General features: G+C 71.8%; 13 protein-coding genes. 5 read left to right on the top strand and 8 right to left on the bottom strand.

Annotated features, from left to right (window positions below):
* The first annotated feature begins 971 nt into the window (after positions 1-971).
* Both ACF09E_RS22350 and ACF09E_RS22345 read left to right on the top strand, forming a co-directional pair.
* Positions 972-1757, top strand: coding sequence for a HEAT repeat domain-containing protein (locus ACF09E_RS22350; RefSeq protein WP_392206686.1), 786 nt, complete (start codon positions 972-974; stop codon positions 1755-1757).
* Positions 1758-2002: 245 nt separating this feature from the next.
* Positions 2003-3316 carry a M28 family metallopeptidase gene (locus ACF09E_RS22345; RefSeq protein ID WP_392206685.1) on the top strand — a complete coding sequence of 438 codons (1314 nt, stop codon included), beginning with the start codon at positions 2003-2005 and terminating at the stop codon, positions 3314-3316.
* 121 nt (positions 3317-3437) lie between these two features.
* Here the strand turns inward: ACF09E_RS22345 and ACF09E_RS22340 are convergent, their stop codons facing one another.
* Together ACF09E_RS22340 and ACF09E_RS22335 are read right to left on the bottom strand one after the other, a co-directional pair.
* Positions 3438-4643: an outer membrane lipoprotein carrier protein LolA gene (locus tag ACF09E_RS22340; protein ID WP_392206684.1), complete on the bottom strand. Its 1206-nt coding sequence runs from the start codon at positions 4641-4643 to the stop codon at positions 3438-3440.
* Positions 4644-4901: 258 nt separating this feature from the next.
* Positions 4902-5912, bottom strand: a complete 1011-nt coding sequence (locus tag ACF09E_RS22335) for a polyprenyl synthetase family protein (RefSeq protein WP_388792624.1) — start codon at positions 5910-5912, stop codon at positions 4902-4904.
* A gap of 200 nt (positions 5913-6112) precedes the next feature.
* On the opposite strand from ACF09E_RS22335, the gene ACF09E_RS22330 reads away from it, so the two are divergent.
* Positions 6113-7618 carry a peptide MFS transporter gene (locus ACF09E_RS22330; RefSeq protein WP_361855135.1) on the top strand — a complete coding sequence of 502 codons (1506 nt, stop codon included), beginning with the start codon at positions 6113-6115 and terminating at the stop codon, positions 7616-7618.
* A gap of 32 nt (positions 7619-7650) precedes the next feature.
* Positions 7651-9651 carry a CocE/NonD family hydrolase gene (locus ACF09E_RS22325; protein WP_392206683.1) on the top strand — a complete coding sequence of 667 codons (2001 nt, stop codon included), beginning with the start codon at positions 7651-7653 and terminating at the stop codon, positions 9649-9651.
* Between the two features lie 39 nt (positions 9652-9690).
* Here ACF09E_RS22325 and ACF09E_RS22320 read toward each other — a convergent pair whose 3' ends face one another.
* Positions 9691-11031 carry a peptidase gene (locus tag ACF09E_RS22320; RefSeq protein WP_392206682.1) on the bottom strand — a complete coding sequence of 447 codons (1341 nt, stop codon included), beginning with the start codon at positions 11029-11031 and terminating at the stop codon, positions 9691-9693.
* 288 nt (positions 11032-11319) lie between these two features.
* On the opposite strand from ACF09E_RS22320, the gene fahA reads away from it, so the two are divergent.
* Positions 11320-12546, top strand: a complete 1227-nt coding sequence (fahA, locus tag ACF09E_RS22315) for a fumarylacetoacetase (RefSeq protein WP_392206681.1) — start codon at positions 11320-11322, stop codon at positions 12544-12546.
* Between the two features lie 9 nt (positions 12547-12555).
* Here fahA and ACF09E_RS22310 read toward each other — a convergent pair whose 3' ends face one another.
* The 5 genes from ACF09E_RS22310 to nuoL all read right to left on the bottom strand — a co-directional run bounded on the left by ACF09E_RS22310 (position 12556) and on the right by nuoL (position 19670).
* Complete coding sequence (locus ACF09E_RS22310) at positions 12556-13380, bottom strand: carbohydrate-binding protein (protein WP_392206680.1); 825 nt, start codon at positions 13378-13380, stop codon at positions 12556-12558.
* Positions 13381-13426: 46 nt separating this feature from the next.
* Complete coding sequence (locus ACF09E_RS22305; protein WP_392206679.1) at positions 13427-14401, bottom strand: AraC family transcriptional regulator; 975 nt, start codon at positions 14399-14401, stop codon at positions 13427-13429.
* 141 nt (positions 14402-14542) lie between these two features.
* A complete protein-coding gene (nuoN, locus tag ACF09E_RS22300; protein ID WP_392206678.1) occupies positions 14543-16204 on the bottom strand; it encodes an NADH-quinone oxidoreductase subunit NuoN in 1662 nt (553 codons plus the stop codon).
* Positions 16201-17772, bottom strand: coding sequence for an NADH-quinone oxidoreductase subunit M (locus tag ACF09E_RS22295; protein WP_383433683.1), 1572 nt, complete (start codon positions 17770-17772; stop codon positions 16201-16203). Before ACF09E_RS22295 ends, nuoN begins: the two co-directional genes overlap by 4 nt.
* A 5-nt stretch (positions 17773-17777) precedes the next feature.
* Positions 17778-19670: an NADH-quinone oxidoreductase subunit L gene (gene nuoL, locus ACF09E_RS22290; RefSeq protein ID WP_392206677.1), complete on the bottom strand. Its 1893-nt coding sequence runs from the start codon at positions 19668-19670 to the stop codon at positions 17778-17780.
* Between the last annotated feature and the right edge of the window lie 13 nt (positions 19671-19683).

The raw sequence follows: 19683 nt of genomic DNA, 5'->3' as shown, positions 1-19683 counted from the left end.
CGAAAACACTCTCGGAGGGCGGTCCGGGGGCCGGGGTCCACGCACACGGCCCGGGCAGCGGCCGGGTCGGCATGCGTCGGACGGCCGGTGGGTGGGGGCTTGTTCGTCGCGTGGGTGAGTGGGACCCCGTCGGCCGGTTCGGGGTGCGCGGTCGTTGAATGGGGCGGTCGGGGTCCGGCTCAGCGAGTACCGGCCGCCCGGGGTGGGGCTTCAGGCCCCGCTGGTCACCCCCGGTGGGGTGTGAGCGAATGAAACTGCGGGCTACTCCGAGTAACACGCCCCGAAGGATGCCCCATGAGGGGCGAATCGCCCTTATCGGGCGATGAAAGTGCAAGAAACACTCGCCGACTCCACCCCACCACCCACCAAGAGTGACCAGCGGGGCCTGAGTCCCAGCCCAACGACGAAGGACAGCCGCTAAGCGCCGCCGGGCCGCCCCATTCAACAACCGCGCACCCCGAACCCACAGGACCGCGCCCACCGACCCCCGCCGCAAACCAAGCCCCCACCCACCAACCCCGCAGACGCACACTACGGCCGACCACTACCCGAAGCCCCCGCGCGGCCCCGCCCCCGGCCGCCCTCCGAGTGTGAAAAGGCGGCCTCCGCCGCCGGGTCAAGGGTGGGCGCAGCCCATCGCGCAGCGACGCGACGAAGGAGCGCCCTTGACGCGGTGGTGGAGGCCGCCACACTCGGAAAGAGGGCGGCCGCACCCGAGCCAGACCTGAACCGTCACCCCAGACACCTCACTCCCGCCCCCGCACCCCCGCATCCTCCGTACGCTCCCACCCATGGACCAGAATCCCCCCACTCCTCCGCTCCTCCGTGACGTCCATCGACCAGCCACCGCTGGTCCGGACCGACGTCGGCCCTGACAACCCCACCCCCACCCCCACCCCCGCTCCCGCCCCGTCCCCCTCCAGCTGAAACTCGGTCGAAGTGCACCCCCCGGGACTTCTACGCTCCCGCCCATGGCGACCTTCGTGCACCTCACCCCCGCCGCCCACTCCGCCCGCATCCGTCGTGCCGGTCTCAAGGCCGCCGGGCACGACCGGTGGCGCGGTGTGTTCCTCTTCCCCGTGCTCCCCTCGTACACCCTGACCCACCAGTGGCTGCGCGAGCTCGCCCGTCGCCCCGGGCCTCGTGGGCTCGTCGCCGTCCACGTACGGCTTCCCGACGACGAGGCGGTGACCGTCGGGCGGTACAGCGACCACCGGCCCCCGCAGGTGTCGGCCGCCGAGGCGGTGCGGCGGGTCGCCGGCGCCGACGACCCCCGGGGCTGGGAGGTGTTCCTTCCGCGCTCCGTCGCCCCCTCCGAGGTCCGGCACATCCGGCCCGTGCGCCAGGTCAACGGCTGGCGCTACCGGCCCGGCGCCCACGGCACCCCGCCCTGCCTCTGCTTCGGCTGCCGCGAGCGCGGCGGCTACGGCGCCCGCAGGCTCGGCGAGCGCCGGCCGCATCCGCTCGACGGACCGCCGCCCGCCCCCCGGGTGCTGCTGGCCCGGGTCGAGGCGGCCGAGGCCCGGGGCGACACGGCGGCGCTGCGCGAGGCGCTCCACTGGTACGGGATGCGGCGACGCGGGCCGCTGGCCCGCCTCGCGCGTCTCGCCCGGCACGCCGACCCGGCCGTGCGGATCGCCCTCGTCGAGGCCGTGGCCTCCTGGACGACTCCCGGAGTCGACTCCCTGCTCGGGGAGTTGGAGCACGACCCCGATCCTCGGGTGCGGCAGACCGTCGCCGACTGGGATGTCCGGTGAGCGAACGCACCTGACCGGTTTCCGCTCTTGACCCAGAGTCAACATCTCACTGAACATTCAGCACGCACAACAGAACATCAGACCAACCGATCACCCGGACAACCGGGTGCTCACACAACTGAACACGGCACACGCTTTCGCACGCGTACATGAACACGCACAGCTCCAACGCCTCGTGGCCCCCGAGCCCGAGGCGTCTCGCACGTTCCGTCCCATCCCCGTTCGGAATCCGGAGCCCCCACACGATGAACATCTCCGTGCCCAGACGTGTCACCAAGGCCACCGCTGTCGCCGCCGTCGCGGCGCTCGCGCTCGCCGGACTCACCGGAACCACCGCCTCGGCCAACCCGGCCGCGGCGGCCGCCGCACCCGACATCCCGCTGGCCAACGTCAAGCAGCACTTGACGGACCTCCAGTCGATCGCCACCGCCAACGGCGGCAACCGCGCCCACGGCCGCACCGGCTACAAGGCGTCGATCGACTTCGTGAAGGCCAAGCTGGACGCCGCCGGATACACCACCACCGTCCAGCAGTTCACCTCCGGCGGATCCACCGGCTACAACCTGATAGCCGACTGGCCGGGCGGCGACCCGAACCAGGTCCTGATGGCCGGTTCGCACCTGGACTCCGTGTCCTCGGGTCCCGGCATCAACGACAACGGCTCCGGCTCGGCGGCCGTCCTGGAGACCGCCCTCGCCGTCGCCCGCTCCGGCTACCAGCCGACCAAGCACCTGCGCTTCGGCTGGTGGGGCGCCGAGGAGCTCGGCCTCGTCGGATCGAAGTACTACGTGTCGCAGCTGCCGGCCACGGAACGCGCCAAGCTCTCCGGCTACCTCAACTTCGACATGATCGGCTCGCCGAACCCGGGCTACTTCGTCTACGACGACGACCCGACGATCGAGACGACCTTCAAGAACTACTTCGCCGGCCTCGGCGTCCCGACGGAGATCGAGACGGAGGGCGACGGCCGCTCCGACCACGCCTCCTTCAAGAACGTCGGCGTCCCCGTCGGCGGCCTCTTCACGGGTGCCAGCCGCGTCAAGTCCAGTGCCCAGGTGCAGAAGTGGGGCGGCACGGCCACGGCCTTCGACCGCTGCTACCACTCGTCCTGCGATACGACGTCGAACATCAACGACACCGCGCTCGACCGCAACAGCGACGCGATCGCGCACGCGGTCTGGGCGCTGTCCGGCGGTACGACCACGCCGCCCGGCACGGTCTTCGAGAACACGGCCGACGTGTCCATCCCGGACAACGGCGCCGCGGTGACCTCCACGGTCAACGTCACGGGCATCACGGGCAACGCCCCCTCCGCCCTCAAGGTCGACGTCAACATCGTCCACACCTACCGCGGCGACCTCGTCGTCGACCTCGTCGCCCCGGACGGATCGGCCTACAGCCTCTCCAACCGCTCCGGCGGCAGCGCCGACAACATCGTCCAGACCTTCACCGTGAACGCCTCCTCCGAGGTCGCCAACGGCGCCTGGAAGCTCCGCGTCCAGGACAAGGCCGCGGCCGACACCGGCTACATCAACAGCTTCAAGCTGACGTTCCCGTAGCCCCGCGGCGTGCGCGGCGGGGCGGTGCCCCCGCCGCGCACCGGCGGAACACGAACGCCCGGGCGGGTCGGTGAACACAGCCCCCGACCCGCCCGGGGTCCCAACCCGGTCCCCGCAGGACCTACTTGCCGGCGTTCGCCGCGTCCACCAGCGCGTCCTTCGTCACCGCGCCGACGTAGACCTTGCCGTCGTCGGTGAGGAGCGCGTTCACGATCTTCGTCTTGAAGACGGTGCCGGAGCCGAACGGACCGGTGACCTTGTCGCCGAGGGAGTCCAGGAGACCCTGGAACTCCTTCGGCGCCTCGTCGTTCCCGGGCACCGGCGCACCGCTGTCGATCCTGGCGATCGTCGTCCAGCCCTCGCCGATGACGTTCACGCCGCCCTTGTCGGAGCCGAGGCCGGGCCCGAGGCCGCCGAACGCGTCCTCCAGGCCGCCGGGCAGCGCCCCGCCGAACGGGTCGCCCTTCTCGCCGGCCTCCTTCTCCGCCCCGCCCTCGGTCACCTTGGCGCCGGCCGGCGCCTTGAAGGTGAACTCGGAGGCGGCCGGCTTCGAGAAGTCGATCTTCGTGAAGCCCGCGTCGACCACGGGCTTGCCGCCCTCGACCGAGGCCAGGGTGAACTTCAGCGGGGTGCCGCTCGCCGCGTCCACCGCGATCTTGATCGACTCGACCGTCGAACCGGACTGCTTAGGCTTGACCACCAGCTGGTACGCGTCGCGGCCGGCCACCTTCGCCGTGCCGTCGACCGTGATCGACGTGGTGTCGCCCGCGGCCTTGAGGACCTCGTCCGCGAGCTGCTTGGGCGTGCCGGGGAGCTCCTCGCCCTCCGGGCCGTCGTGGCCGCCCGGGGCGTCCGCGGGGGCCTTCTCGTGGAAGACCTCCTTCGACGCGCTGTCGTAGGCCCAGACGTCGTCGCCGTTGTGGATCAGGCTGTACTCGTCGGAGCCGTCGAGCAGCGTGAGCCGCTGGCGGTCGGGGCCGTCCGCCGCCACCCGCAGGGTGTGGCTGCCGGAGATCAGCTGGGTCAGCCGCTCCGAGGGGTCCGCCGACGCGCCGCCGGCGCCGCCGCCCGCGCCCCCGGCGAGGCCGCCGAGGCCGGACGTGAGGCCCTCCAGGGGCAGGCCCAGGTCGGTGGAGATCCGGAAGGTGCCGGACAGCGTCTGGGTGTCCGAGGCGGCGATCTTCTCGATGAGCTGCTGGGCGGTGATCTCCGGCAGATCCGGGTCACCGGACGCCGCCAGCGCCGGGACGAGGCCGATGGTCGCCGCGGCGACCCCTGCCACCGCGACCGGGACGATGTAGCGGCTCGCCTTACGGGTCTCTGCCATGGTCTCCCCTGCCTCCGTGCCCTCGCGGGCCCTCGTGGTCGATGTCTCCATCTCACCAAAAGGAAGGGGCCGAAACGTCAGCCCGGGGGATCAACCCGGCGTACTGCTTCGGGATGACCCGACCCTGAGACGGCCCGTCGCACGGCGGACCGCACCGGCCCGCCGGACCGCGGCCCCGGGGGTCCGGTGCGGCGGTCCCGGCGTCCGGACCGCGGCCCCGGGGGTCGCCGAGCCGCGCGCGGAGCGCTCCCGGGCCCTTCAGCCCGCCCGGTGCACCACGGCGTCGCACATCTCGGCGAGCGCCGCCTTGGCGTATCCGTCCGGCAGCGGGGCCAGCATGGCGCGGGCCTCCTCCGCGTACCGCACCGTGTCCCGGCGGGCCTGCTCCAGGGCCGGGTGGGCGCGCAGCCGTCGCAGGACCTCGGCGTGCCGGGCGTCGTCCGTCAGGTCGCCGTCGACGAGCTCGACGAGCTCCAGGTCCTCGGGGCGTCCGTGGGCGGCGGCCGCGGCCCGCAGGCGCAGCACGGGGAGGGTCGGGATGCCCTCGCGGAGGTCGGTGCCGGGGGTCTTGCCGGACTCGTGGGAGTCGGAGGCGATGTCGAGGACGTCGTCGGCGAGCTGGAAGGCGACGCCGAGCCGCTCGCCGTACTGGGTGAGGATGTCGACGACGCTCTCGTCGGCGCCGGACATCATGGCGCCGAAGCGGCAGGAGACGGCGACGAGGGAGCCGGTCTTGCCGGCCAGCACGTCGAGGTAGTGGTCGACGGGGTCGCGGCCCTCCTGCGGACCCGCGGTCTCCAGGATCTGGCCGGTGACGAGCCTTTCGAACGCCTCGGACTGGATGCGTACGGCTTCGGGGCCGAGATCCGCGAGCGTGTGCGAGGCGCGGGCGAAGAGGAAGTCACCCGTGAGGACGGCGATGGAGTTGCCCCAGCGGGTGTTCGCGCTGTCGACCCCGCGCCGGACGTCGGCCTCGTCCATGACGTCGTCGTGGTAGAGCGTCGCCAGGTGGGTGAGTTCGACGACGACGGCGGAGGGCACGACACCGGGCGCGTAGGGGTCGCCGAACTGGGCGGAGAGCATCACGAGCAGGGGGCGGAACCGCTTGCCGCCGGCCAGGACGAGGTGCTGGGCGGCCTCCGTGATGAAGGGGACATCGCTCTTGGTGGCATCGAGGAGGCCCGCCTCGACAGCCGCCAGCCCGGTCTGCACATCGGCCTCGAGAGCCTGGTCCCGCACGCTAAGACCGAACGGCCCGACGACGGTCACGAGGGGGTCTCCTGTCTGCTGACGCCTGCTGATGTCGTTCCCACGGATTGCCGGCGATCACGCTGACGATCACAGGGATTGTCGATGTGTCGCTCGATTCACTCAAGCCAGCGTATCCGGTCACCTTTCGATCACCGTGGGCGCCTTCCCGTCACCCCCGGTATGTTCGTGAACAGCTCATACGACCAGGAGTATGCCCTTTGTCCCGAACAACGATCGACACCGATCCGAACGGCGAGCAGCCGCCGCCGGAGGACGACCGCGCCTTCTTCGGGCAGCCGCGGGGTCTGCTGACCCTGTCCGGCCTGGAGGTCTGGGAGCGGTTCTCCTTCCTCGGCATGCAGGCGATCCTCGTCCTCTACTTCGCCGCGGCCGTCTCCGAGGGCGGTCTCGGCATGGCGTCGGGGACCGCGGCCTCGGTCGCCGCGGCCTACGGCACCCTCGTGTACCTGGTCTCCGTGGCCGGCGGCTGGCTCGCGGACCGGATCCTCGGCTCGTACCGCGCCGTCCTCTGGGGCGGCATCCTGATCGCCTGCGGCCACTACGCGATGGCCGTGCCCACGGCCGCCATGACCTGGGTGGGCCTCGGCCTGATCAGCGCGGGCACCGGGCTGCTCAAACCGAACGTGGCCACCATGGTCGGCAAGCTGTACCGGACGGACGACGACCGCCGGGACGCCGGCTTCGCGCTCTACTACATGGCGATCAACATCGGCGCCTTCGCCGGCCCGCTGATCACCGGCTGGCTCGCCGACCACCAGGGCTACCACTGGGGCTTCTCGGCCGCCGCCCTCGGCATGACGCTGGGCCTGATCCAGTACGTGGCGGGCCGCCGTCACCTGGCCGGACGCAAGCACTCCGCCGAGTTCGCCCTGGCCCCCGAGGCCATGCGCCGGGCGGTAAAGCTCATGATCGCCGGGGCCGTGGTCGTGGCCGCCGCCGCCACCGTCCTCGCCCTCACGGGCTGGCTCACCATGGACCGGTTCGTGGACGTGCTGACCGTGATCTCGGTGATCGCGCCCGTCGTCTACTTCTGGGTGATGTTCACGAGCCCCCGCGTCACCGCGGAGGAGCGCGGCCGGCTCAGGCCGTACGTCGTGCTCTTCCTGGCGTCGGTCGTCTTCAACTTCATCCTCTTCCAGGCGTACTCGACGATGATCCTGCTGGCGTCCACGAACGCCCGCACGACCATCCTCGGCTTCGACTTCCCGGCGAGCTGGTACGCCTCCGCCCTCGGCGCCTTCGAGGTGGCCCTGGCCCCCGTGGTGGCCGCCGTCTGGGCCCGGATGGGCCCCCGGCAGCCGCACGCCTCCAACAAGATCGCCTTCGGCGTGATCCTGGGCGGCCTGTCGTTCCTCCTCATGGTCCTGCCGACCTCCGGGCACGCCGACGACACCTACCGGATGGCCGCCTGGTGGATCGTGGGCTCGTACCTGCTGCTGGGCCTCGGCGACGTCCTCCTGGAGACCTCCGGGATGTCCGCCACCAGCAAGCTCGCCCCCAAGGCCTTCTCCAGCCAGACCATGTCGCTCTGGTTCCTCTCGCTCGCCCTCGCCAACGGCATCCAGGCGCAGACCGTGAAGCTCTACGACGACGTCTCCAAACCCGTCTACTTCGGCGTGAACGGCGCCGTGGCCGTGGTCGTCGGCCTCGTCGTGATCGCCCTGGCGCCCTGGCTGCGCCGCACCATGCACCCCGTCCACTGAGGACCCGCACGCCCGCCCCCCGAGGTGACCTGATGCCGAAGATCCGTACCGAGTTCCCGTACGAGACCCGCCACGAGGACCTCCGCATCCCGCTGCCGGACGGAACCCGGCTCTACGCGCGCGTGTGGCGGCCGCTCACCGACGAGCCCGTACCGGCGCTCCTGGAGTACCTGCCGTACCGGCTCACCGACTGGACCGCGCCCCGGGACTGGCAGCGCCACCCCTGGTACGCGGGCCACGGCTACGCCTCGGTACGGGTCGACGTCCGCGGGCACGGCAACAGCGAGGGCCTGCCCGGCGACGAGTACGACCCGGTCGAGCTCGCCGACGGCGTGGCCGTGGTGAACTGGCTCGCCGAACAGCCGTGGTGCACCGGGAAGGTCGGCATGTTCGGCATCTCGTGGGGCGGCTTCAACTCGCTTCAGATCGCCGCGCTCGCCCCCGAACCGCTCAAGGCGGTCGTCACCGTCTGCTCCACCGACGACCGCTACGACAACGACGTCCACTACATGGGCGGCTCCGTCCTCGCCGTCGACATGCACGCCTGGGCCGCCACCATGCTCGCCTTCGTCTGCCGGCCGCCCGACCCGCGGTACGTGGGCGAGGAGTGGCGCGCCATGTGGCTGAAGCGCCTGGAGGCCGTGGAGCCCTTCCTGCACACCTGGCTCTCCCACCAGACCCGGGACGCGTACTGGCGGCACGGCAGCGTCTGCGAGGACTACGGCGCGATCCGGGCCGCCGTGCTCGCCGTCGGCGGCTGGCACGACCCGTACCGGGACACCGTCCTGCGGCTCGCCCACCACCTCCCCCAGGACCGGGTGCGCGGCATCATCGGCCCCTGGTCGCACCAGTACCCGGACCGGGGCCTGCCGCCCGGCCCCGCGATCGGCTTCCTCCAGGAGACCCTGCGCTGGTGGGACCACCACCTCAAGGACGCGGACAACGACGTGATGGCCGAGCCGCTGCTCCGCTCCTGGATCAGCGACTCCCACCTGCCGGCGACGGTCTACGACGAGCTGCCGGGGCGCTGGGTCACCGACCCCGCCTGGCCCTCCCCGAACGTCACCCCCGTGACATACGCCTTCCAGGGCGTGCCGGTCGTCGTCGACTCGCCGCAGCAGACCGGGCTCGACGCGGGCCGGTTCTTCCCCTTCGGCAACGACGCCGACCTGCCGCCCGACCAGCGCGACGAGGACGCCCACTCGGCCTGCTTCGACTTCCCCGTCCCGGAGGACGGCGGCCCCGTCGAGATCCTCGGCCGGCCGTCGGTGAGCCTCGCCCTGCGCTCGGCCGCCCCGACCGGCCAGGTCATCGCCCGGCTCTGCGACATCGCCCCCGACGGCTCCTCCACGCTGATCACCCGGGGCGTGCTGAACTTCTCCGCCCGCTACGGCCGCGACCGGGCCGTGGAGGCGCAGATCGGCGAGACGGAGAGCTTCGACTTCGAGCTGAACGGCATCGGCCACGCCTTCGCTCCCGGCCACCGGGTGCGCCTCGCGGTCTCCTCCACGTACTGGCCGTGGATCTGGCCGCAGCCGGACGCGGCCGGCTTCACGCTCGACCCGGCGGGCTCCTCGCTGACCCTGCCGGTCCGCGCCGCCACCCGGGACCACGTGACGTGGGAGGAGCCGGAGCAGTCGGAGCCCCTCGGCGTGGTCTACCCGAGCACCCTGGAGGAACCGCGCCCGGAGCGGATGGTGGTCAGGGACGTGGCGAAGGGCGAGTGGACCCTGGCGGTCGACCCGAAGTACGGCGGCACGCGCGTGTACCCGGACGGCCTGGAGTTCACCGAGGACGCCATGGAGACGTACACGATCGACGAGAGCGGTCCGCTGTCCGCCCGCACGAACTCGGAGTGGACCATCCGGCTGCACCGCCCGGAGCTGGCCTGGGACGTCACGGTCGACACCCGCTCCGAGATCACCTGCGACGCGGACGCGTTCTTCACGGTGAACGAGGTGGTGTGCAAGGAGGGCGGGGAGGTCGTCTTCCACCGGACGTGGGAGAAGACGATCCCCCGTACGGCGGGCTGACAGCACGCCGTACGGGGGACCGGGTGGAGCGGGTGCCGGTTACGCGTTCGTGCCGGCCTTGCGGCGGCGGGCGATCACCATCGCGCCGGCGCCGAGGGCGACGGTCGCGGCGGCCGCGAAGCCGAGCCGGGTCAGGTTCTCGTTCGCACCGGTGGCGGCGAGGCTGCCGTTGACCGGGGTGTTCGAGGAACCGCCCTGCTGGGTGGTGTTGCCGTTGCCGCCGGTGGTGGGCGCCGGGGTGGGCGTCGCGGTGGTCTCCGACGGGGTCGGCTTCGGCTCGGGCTTCGGCTTGTCGGTCTTGGCCGCGAGGATGTCGAACTCCGCGTGCGCGTAGTCCTCGCCGATGCCGCAGGTCTCGTCGTTGTTCTCGTACGCGCCGACGGCGAAGGCGACGCCGGGACCCACGGGCGTCTTCTCGTCGACCGTGAGGCGCAGCTTCACGTCGGCGTGACCGCCCTTGACGAGCTCGCCGACCTCGATGGCGTCGAAGTCCTCGCCGATCGGGGACCAGTGCGGGTTGCCGGCGCCGGTCCACTCGACGCTGATGTACCGCTTGAAGAAGCCGTCCTCGTCGATCGGCTCCTCGCCGTCTGGCAGCGCGGCGGCGTCGGCGTAGGCCTGGACCTGGTCCAGCGTCCGGTCCGAGGTGTTGGTGATGCGCAGCGAGAAGACGGCGCTCGTGCCTGCGGTGACGGTCTTCGGGCCGCTGAGTGCGACCGTGACGGAGTCGTCCTCCTCGCAGTCGCCGAAGCCACCGGTCTCGAAGTCCTCCAGGGCCTTCTCGGCGGCGGCCAGCTCCTTCTCGGCCACCGCGATCTGCTCCTTGAGGACCCCGGTCCGCGTGGACATCGCGACGAGCTCGTCGTCGCGCGCGGTGGCGGCCTTCGCGAGGCGCGCGTCGGCGGCGGCCTTGGCCGTGACGGCCTCGGCCGCCTTCGCCTCGGCCGCCGTGACGGCCTCGGCCGCGGCGGTCTTCTGCTCGGGGGTGGCGGCCGGGTCGGCCTCCACCTTGGCCAGCGCGTCCTTGGCCGCGGTGAGGGCGGTCTCGGCGGCGGTCTGGGCGGTCTTGGCGTCCTCGACGGCCTTCTGCGCGGCGTCGAGCTCCTTCTGCACCGCCTCGGAGACCTTCTTGTCACGCAGGTCCTCGAGGAGCGCCAGGCGCTCGGCCTTGAGGGCCTCCAGCTTCTCCTCCGCCTTGGCGACGGCGGCGATGAGCTTCTCGTACTCGTCGAAGTCGGGGTCTTCGTCACCCGCGGCGGGCTTCTGCGTCGACGCGGGCGTCGGCTTCGTGTCGGCGAAGGCGGGCGCGGCCGAGAGGAACACGACCGGGGTGGTCACAGCGGCGGCCACGGCGGTCGCGAGGATGCGGCGAATCTTCACAGTGCGGGACCTTTTTCCTGGTCAGGGAAGGATGAGAGAAAGCGGGGCGCGCGCCTGCGGCAACCTCACGCGGCACGTACCACCGTGATCGTATGGCCCGGAACGCCCCTGCGGGAGGCCCGTTCTCGCAGCTCGGAACGGGCTTCGACGAGCCCCCGACACCGAATGTCCACAAAGGCGGACAGTTGCCCACGGAGGCCGCACTTTCTCTGTGATCCATGTCATCCCCGCCCGACAGCGCGACCCGTAACGTGTCCCCCACACACGTGGAAAGCGAGGCACGCACCGATGCCCGAGCACAGCCCGCTCGACCTGGCCGAGGGCGACCCCTTCGGCCCGCACAACCTCCCGTACGGAGTCTTCTCCACCGCCGACGAGCCCGGCCGGCGCCGGCTCGGCGTCCGGATCGGCGGGCACGTGCTGGACGCGGGTGCCGCGGCGCACGCGCTCGGCTCCCCGTACGCGGCGCTCCTCGACCGGCCGAGCCTCAACCCCCTCCTCGCGGCGGGGCGGACCGCCTGGCGCGACGTCCGCCGGGCGCTCACCGCCTGGGTGACGGTGCCCGCGCACCGGGCCGACATCGAGCCGCTGCTGCACCCGCTCGACGCGGTGACGCTGCACCTGCCCTACGAGGTCGCGGACTACGTCGACTTCTACGCCAGCGAGCACCACGCGACGAACGTGGGCCGGATCTTCCGCCCCGACGGCGACGCGCTCACCCCCAACTGGAAGCACCTGCCGATCGGTTACCACGGTCGCGCGGGCACGGTCGTCGTCTCCGGCACCGACGTCGTGCGCCCCTCGGGGCAGCGCAAGGCGCCGACGGACCCGGCCCCGGTCTTCGGGCCCTCGGTGAAGCTGGACATCGAGGCGGAGGTCGGCTTCCTCGTCGGCACCCCGTCGGAGCTGGGCCGGCCGGTCCCGCTCGCGGACTTCCGGGAGCACGTCTTCGGTCTGACGCTGCTCAACGACTGGTCGGCGCGGGACGTGCAGGCCTGGGAGTACGTGCCGCTGGGCCCGTTCCTGGGCAAGTCGTTCCAGACCTCGGTGGCGGCCTGGGTGACGCCCCTGGAGGCGCTGGACGCCGCCCGGACCGCCCCGCCCGCCCGCGACCTCCCGCTCCTCCCCTACCTGGACGACGCGGGCGAGGAGGAGCAGGGCGGCTTCGACGTGCGGATCACGGTGGAGATCAACGGCGAGGTCGTGGCCGAGCCGCCGTTCTCCACCATGTACTGGACGGCCGCGCAGCAGCTCGCCCACATGACGGTGAACGGCGCCTCGCTGCGCACGGGCGACCTGTACGGCTCGGGGACGGTGTCCGGGCCCGAGGTGAACCAGCGCGGTTCGCTGCTGGAACTGACCTGGAACGGCCGTGACGCGATCGAACTCGCGGGCGGCAAGCGGACGTTCCTGGAGGACGGCGACGAGGTCGTGCTGACGGCCTGGGCGCCGGGCCCGGACGGCACCCGGGTGGGCCTGGGCGAGGTCCGGGGCCGGATCTCCCCCGCGGCCTGACCGGAGCGGCTACACCGCCCGCCACAGCGCGGGCACGTTCGGCGGCTCCCAGCCGGCCTGGCCCGTGTGCGCCTGCAGGCACACATAGGCCGGGCCGCCGTACGTGACGCGGTCACCCGCCCGGTAGGCGGTCCCCGCCGCCCAACTCCCCCCCGGGGGCTGGGTGGTCGCGGTGGCGGTCGGGCTCGGGCCGGGGTTCTGCGGCACGTTGACGACGAAGTCGAAGGCCGCCTCCCTCGCTCCGCCGGCGTCCCGCACGGTCATCAGGAGCCGGGGGTCGAAGATGCTGTCGGTGTTGTTGCGGGGCTCGCCCGGGAAGTACAGCTGCGAGGTGAGCACGGGCCGCCCGGGGGCCTGCACCTTGACGTGGAGGTGCCGGGTGCGGCCGGGATAGAGGCCGGGCACGATCGTGGTCAGCCGGAACGCGCCCTGCGCGTCGGTGAACTGGTGCCCGCGGAACCGGAATCCGGTGTTGTCGTAGGCGCCGTTGGTGTCGGCCTGCCAGAAGTCGAGCAGGGCGCCGGCTATCGGCCGGCAGGCGAGCCCGAAGACGTAGCCGCTCACGGTGAGCCGGACGCCGGCCGTGCCCGCCTCCAGCAGACTGGTCCGCAGCGGCGAGTTGGGCTTGAAGTACGGGCCCTCGGTCTGCGCCGGGGTGGGGTCGTCGCCGTCGTCGCACTCCGGGGTGAGCGCGGGTGCCGCACCTCCGGCGGTGAGGGTCCGGGCGAGCGCCGGTACGCCCATGAGGACGGTGGGGGCGGCGATGCCGGCCGCCAGGGCGGCCCGCAGCACCGCCTTGCGGGTGACGTGCCCGGTGGAGGTCTCGTGGTCCATGCCTGCCTGCTCCTCGCGTGGGGGCTGAGGGGGGTCGGCATCGAACCTAGGCCGGGCGGGCCCCGGCTTCGAGGGACGGATCACGGCGGTCGTGGTGTTTCCGTCCGGCCCGCCCCCGCCCGTCGCGCCCGGTCTCGTGGGCCCTGCGGAAGTCCCCGGGGCTGAGGCCGGTCTCGCGGCGGAAGAAGCGGCAGAAGTAGGCGGGATCGTCGAAGCCGGCCCGGGCCGCCACCTGGCGTATCGACAGCTCCGTGCCGACCAGCAGCCGTTGGGCCTCCCGGGAGCGCGCCTCGCGGAGCAGGGCGCCGGGGGTGCGGCCCGTGGCGGCCCTGACGGCCTCGGCGAGGTAGCCCGGGCTGACGCCGATCAGCTCGGCGGCCTCCCGTACGGTCCGGCTCTCCGTCCCGGTGCGGGCGAGCAGGCGGGCGAACTCCTCGGCGACGGCCGCGGGCCTGCCCGGCGGGGGCGCGGGCGTCCCGGGGCCGGGCAGCCTCGCCGTACGGACCAGGAGGACGTGCAGCAGGGAGCGCAGGACGGTCGCGAAGCCGTCGGCGCCGTGCCGGTACTCCTCGACGAGTTCGCCCATCAGCCGGCCGGTGCGCGCGTGCGCGGGCCCGTCGAGGGTGAGCCAGGGCCGTTCGCCGAGGCGGCGCAGGAGGTCCCGGTCGCCGGGGTGGTCGAGGAGGAAGTCCTCGGTGAAGAGGACGACGGTGCCGTCCAGGCCGCGGGCGTCCTCCCAGTGGTGCAGCTGCCCGGGCAGGACGAGTCCCAGGTGCGGCGGGCGGAGGTCCCAGCGGGCGAGGTCCACGACGTGGGTGCCGGTGCCGGAGGTGACGTGGACGATCTCGTAGAAGGTGTGGCGGTGCGGGAAGGCGGCCCGGGACATGGGGCCGACGGCGTCGAAGGATCCGGCGGCGAAGGGCACCCGGTCGGGGAGCCGGACCTCCAGGCGGTGCATGGGCGGGTCGCCGGCCCGGGGGGCGGTGCAGGGGGTCCCGGGTAAGGCGGTCGTGCCGCTCATGGTGCGGCTCCCCTCTCCTCTACTGGTACAGACCACTGCGGGCGCCCCCACGATGGCACGAGACCGGCGGCCGGTCACCCCCGCACACGGCGAGGGGCCCGGCTCGCCCCCGAGCCGGGCCCCTCACGCGTACGGCCGGAGCTACCGGACGAACACGCTCGCCTGGTTCGCCAGGTCCAGGAAGTACTGCGGCGCGAGGCCGAGCACCAGCGTGACCGCCACACCGGCGGCGATCGTGACCGTGGTCAGGGCAGAGGGCACGGCGACCGTGGGGCCGTCCGCCTTCGGCTCGCTGAAGAACATGAGCACGATGACCCGGATGTAGAAGAACGCGGCGATCGCCGAGGAGATCACACCGACCACGACGAGCGCGCCCGCGCCGCCCTCCGCCGCCGCCTTGAAGACGGCGAACTTCCCGGAGAAGCCGGAGGTCAGCGGGATGCCGGCGAAGGCCAGCAGGAAGACCGCGAAGACCGCCGCGACGAGCGGCGAACGACGCCCGAGACCGGCCCACTTGGAGAGGTGGGTGGCCTCGCCGCCGGCGTCCCTGACCAGGGTGACGACGGCGAACGCGCCGATGGTCACGAAGGAGTACGCGCCCAGGTAGAAGAGCACGGACGAGATGCCGCTGGGGGTGGCCGCGATGACACCCGCGAGCAGGAAGCCCGCGTGCGCGATCGACGAGTAGGCGAGGAGCCGCTTGATGTCGGTCTGGGTGATGGCGACGATCGCGCCGCCCAGCATGGTGACGATGGCGACGCCCCACATGACCGGCCGCCAGTCCCAGGTGAGGCCCGGCAGCACCACGTAGAGCAGGCGCAGCAGCGCGCCGAACGCGGCGACCTTCGTCGCGGCCGCCATGAAGCCGGTGACCGGGGTCGGGGCGCCCTGGTAGACGTCCGGGGTCCACATGTGGAACGGCACGGCGCCGACCTTGAAGAGGAGCCCGGTGAGGACCATCGCGAAGCCGATGAGGAGCAGCGCGTCGTTGCCCATGGTGTCGGCGAGCGCCGGGTTCACGGTGGCGATCGAGCCGTCGACGACCTGGGCGATGGTGGCGTACGAGACGGAGCCCGCGTAGCCGTAGAGGAGGGCGATCCCGAAGAGCAGGAAGGCCGAGGAGAAGGCGCCGAGCAGGAAGTACTTGACGGCGGCCTCCTGCGACATCAGCCGCTTGCGGCGGGCGACGGCGCAGAGCAGGTACAGCGGGAGGGAGAAGACCTCCAGGGCGATGAACAGCGTCAGGAGGTCGTTGGCCGCCGGGAAGACCAGCATGCCGGCGATCGCGAAGAGGGCGAGCGGGAAGACCTCGGTGGTGGTGAACCCGGCCTTGACGGCCGCCTTCTCGTGGTCGCTGCCGGGGACGGCGGCGGCCTCGGCGGCGAAGGAGTCGACCTTGTGGCCGTGGTCGGCCGGGTCGAGCCTGCGCTCGGCGAAGGTGAAGATCGCGACGACGGAGGCGAGGAGGATGGTGCCCTGGAGGAAGAGGGCGGGCCCGTCGACGGCGATGGCGCCCATGGCCGCGATGTGGGCCTTGGTGGAGCCGTACCCGCCGGCCGCGAGGCCGACGATGGCGGCGAAGGAGGCGACGAGCGCCACCACGCTGAGGAAGAGCTGGCTGTGGTAGCGGCCCCTGCGGGGCACGAAGGCCTCGACGAGGACGCTGAGGACCGCGGCGCCGAGCACGATGAGTACGGGTGAGAGCTGGACGTACTCGATGTGGGGCGCCGGGATCTTCTCCAGCGGTTCGGCAGCGGTCGTCCACAGGCTGTGGACGGAGGGTGCGACGGCGGATGCAGTCACTTGGCCGCCTCCACTTCTGGCTGGGGGTCCTTCTGCTGTACGTCGGACATGGTGTGCTGCACGGCCGGGTTGACGACGTCCGTCAGCGGCTTCGGGAAGACGCCGAGGAAGATCAGGAGGGCGATCAGCGGCACGACGACCGCCAGTTCGCGCACCCGCAGGTCGGGCAGCTCCCGGACCTCCTCCTTCACCGGCCCGGTCATCGTCCGCTGGTAGAGGACGAGGGTGTAGAGCGCGGCGAGGACGATGCCGGTGGTGGCGATGACGCCGGCCACCGGGTAGCGGGCGTAGGTGCCGACCAGGACGAGGAACTCGCTGACGAACGGGGCGAGTCCGGGCAGCGACAGGGTGGCGAGGCCGCCGATGAGGAAGGTGCCGGCGAGCACCGGGGCGACCTTCTGGACACCGCCGTAGTCGGCGATGAGCCGGGAGCCGCGCCGGGAGATCAGGAAGCCGGCGACGAGCATCAGGGCGGCCGTCGAGATGCCGTGGTTGACCATGTAGAGCGTGGCGCCGGACTGGCCCTGGGTGGTCATCGCGAAGATGCCCAGGATGATGAAGCCGAAGTGGGAGATCGACGCGTAGGCGACCAGGCGCTTGATGTCCCGCTGGCCGACGGCCAGCAGCGCCCCGTACACGATGCTGATGAGGGCCAGGACGACGATCGCCGGGGTGGCCCACTTGCTGGCCTCGGGGAAGAGCCCGAGGCAGAAGCGGAGCATCGCGAAGGTGCCGACCTTGTCGACGACGGCGGTGATGAGGACGGCGACCGGGGCGGTCGCCTCCCCCATCGCGTTCGGCAGCCAGGTGTGCAGCGGCCAGAGCGGCGCCTTCACCGCGAAGGCGAAGAAGAAGCCGAGGAACAGCCAGCGCTCGGTGCTGGTCGCCATCTCCAGCGAGCCGTTGGCGCGGGCCTCGGCGATCTCGGTGAGCGAGAAGTTCCCCGCGACCACGTACAGCCCGATGACTGCGGCCAGCATGATGAGGCCGCCGACCAGGTTGTAGAGGAGGAACTTGACGGCCGCGTACGAGCGCTGGGCCGCCGCGTTCTCGTCGGAGCCCGCGTGGGCGCGGTCGCCGAAGCCGCCGATGAGGAAGTACATCGGGATGAGCATGGCTTCGAACAGGATGTAGAAGAGGAAGACGTCGGTGGCCTCGAAGGAGAGGATCACCATCGCCTCGACCATGAGGATCAGGGCGAAGAAGCCCTGGGTCGGGCGCCACCGCTTGGAGGAGGTCTCCAGGGGGTCGGCGTCGTGCCAGCCGGCCAGGATCACGAAGGGGATGAGCAGCGCGGTCAGCGCGATGAGCGCGACCCCGATGCCGTCGACCCCCAGCTCGTAGCGGACGCCGAAGTCCTTGATCCAGGCGTACGACTCGGTGAGCTGGTACCGCTCGCCGCCGGGCTCGAACCGTACGAAGACGAGGCCGGCGAGCACGAGCGTGGCGAGCGAGACGAGCAGCGCCAGCCACTTGGCGGCGGTGCGGCGGGCGGCGGGGACGGCGGCGGTGAGGATCGCACCGACCGCCGGAACCGCTGCCGTCACCGTAAGGAGCGGGAAGGACATGGGAGTTACACCGCCCTCATCAGCAGGGTCGCGGCGATCAGCACCGCCGTACCTCCGAACATGGAGACCGCGTACGAGCGGGCGTAGCCGTTCTGGAGCTTGCGCAGCCGGCCGGAGAGTCCGCCGACGGAGGCCGCGGTGCCGTTGACCACGCCGTCGACCAGGGAGTGGTCGACGTAGACGAGCGAGCGGGTCAGATGGGTGCCGCCGCGGACGAAGACGGCGTGGTTGAAGTCGTCCTGGAGCAGGTCGCGGCGGGCGGCCCGGGTGAGCAGGGAGCCGCGCGGGGCGACGGCCGGGACGGGCTTGCGTCCGTACTGGACGTAGGCGAGGCCGACGCCGATCACCATGACGGCCACGGTGGCGCCGGTGACGGCCGCGGCGCTGAGCGGCGAGTGGCCGTGCTCGAAGCCGGTGACCGGCTCCAGCCACTCGACGAACCCGGCGAACTCGAAGAGCGCGCCCGCGGCGACGGAGCCGACGGCGAGCAGCACCATGGGGACGACCATGGACCTGGGCGACTCGTGCGGGTGCGGCGGGTTGCCGTTCTCGTCGTTCTGCCAGCGCTTCTCGCCGAAGAAGGTCATCAGCATCACGCGGGTCATGTAGTACGCGGTGATGGCGGCGCCGAGCAGGGTGACCGCGCCGAGGATCCAGCCCTCGGTGCCGCCCTTCGCGAAGGCCGCCTCGATGATCTTGTCCTTGGAGAAGAAGCCGGACAGGCCGGGGAAGCCGATGATCGCGAGGTAGCCCAGGCCGAAGGTCACGAAGGTGACCGGCATGTACTTCCGCAGGCCGCCGTACTTCCGCATGTCGACCTCGTCGTTCATGCCGTGCATGACCGAACCGGCCCCGAGGAACAGCCCGGCCTTGAAGAAGCCGTGCGTCACCAGGTGCATGATCGCGAAGACGTAGCCGATGGGGCCGAGGCCGGCCGCCAGGATCATGTAGCCGATCTGCGACATCGTCGAGCCGGCGAGGGCCTTCTTGATGTCGTCCTTGGCGCAACCGACGATCGCACCGAAGAGGAGCGTGACCGCGCCGACGATGGTGACGACGAGCTGCGCGTCGGGGGCGGCGTTGAAGATGTCGGCGGAGCGGACGATCAGGTAGACGCCGGCGGTCACCATGGTGGCCGCGTGGATGAGGGCCGAGACCGGGGTCGGGCCCTCCATCGCGTCCCCGAGCCAGGACTGCAGCGGCACCTGGGCCGACTTGCCGCAGGCGGCGAGGAGCAGCATCAGGCCGATCGCGGTCAGCGTGCCCTGGCTTGCCTCCCCGGTCGACTCCAGCACCGGCCCGAAGGCGAAGGTGCCGAAGGTGGTGAACATGATCATGATGGCGATCGAGAGGCCGATGTCGCCGACCCGGTTGACCAGGAACGCCTTCTTCGCGGCGGTGGCCGCGCTCGGCTTGTGCTGCCAGAAGCCGATCAGCAGGTACGAGGCGAGGCCCACGCCCTCCCAGCCGAAGTACAGCAGCAGGTAGTTGTCGGCGAGGACGAGCAGGAGCATCGCCGCGACGAACAGGTTGAGGTAGCCGAAGAAGCGGCGGCGGCGCTCGTCGTGCTCCATGTATCCGATGGAGTAGACGTGGATGAGCGTGCCGACCCCGCTGATCAGCAGGACGAAGGTCATCGACAGCTGGTCGAGCTGGAAGGCGAAGTCCGCCTGGAAGCCCTCGACGGGGATCCAGGTGAAGAGCCGCTGGTGCAGGGCCCGGTCGTCGGCGCTCCTGCCGAGCATGTCGGCGAAGAGCGCCAGGCCGACGGCGAAGGAGGCGGCCGCGAGGAGCGTGCCGATCCAGTGCCCGACCTTGTCGAGCCGCCGCCCGCCGCAGAGCAGGACGACTGCTCCCAGCAGGGGCGCCGCGATGAGCAGCGCAATCAGGTTGTCCACAGTTTCCGGCCCC

Source organism: Streptomyces sp. NPDC014891 (assembly GCF_043081085.1).
GTDB lineage: Bacteria > Actinomycetota > Actinomycetes > Streptomycetales > Streptomycetaceae > Streptomyces.
The sequence above is the reverse complement of the archived record's forward strand: the minus strand, read 5'-3'. Positions and strand labels throughout refer to the sequence as shown.

Bases quoted from the DNA above. Each gene is read 5' to 3' on its own strand.
- ACF09E_RS22305 (WP_392206679.1), bottom strand. From the start codon at position 14,401: ATGAGCGGCACGACCGCCTTACCCGGGACCCCCTGCACCGCCCCCCGG.
- fahA (WP_392206681.1), top strand. From the start codon at position 11,320: ATGCCCGAGCACAGCCCGCTCGACCTGGCCGAGGGCGACCCCTTCGGC.
- ACF09E_RS22350 (WP_392206686.1), top strand. From the start codon at position 972: ATGGCGACCTTCGTGCACCTCACCCCCGCCGCCCACTCCGCCCGCATC.
- ACF09E_RS22345 (WP_392206685.1), top strand. From the start codon at position 2,003: ATGAACATCTCCGTGCCCAGACGTGTCACCAAGGCCACCGCTGTCGCC.
- ACF09E_RS22325 (WP_392206683.1), top strand. From the start codon at position 7,651: ATGCCGAAGATCCGTACCGAGTTCCCGTACGAGACCCGCCACGAGGAC.
- ACF09E_RS22295 (WP_383433683.1), bottom strand. From the start codon at position 17,772: ATGTCCTTCCCGCTCCTTACGGTGACGGCAGCGGTTCCGGCGGTCGGT.
- ACF09E_RS22340 (WP_392206684.1), bottom strand. From the start codon at position 4,643: ATGGCAGAGACCCGTAAGGCGAGCCGCTACATCGTCCCGGTCGCGGTG.
- ACF09E_RS22310 (WP_392206680.1), bottom strand. From the start codon at position 13,380: ATGGACCACGAGACCTCCACCGGGCACGTCACCCGCAAGGCGGTGCTG.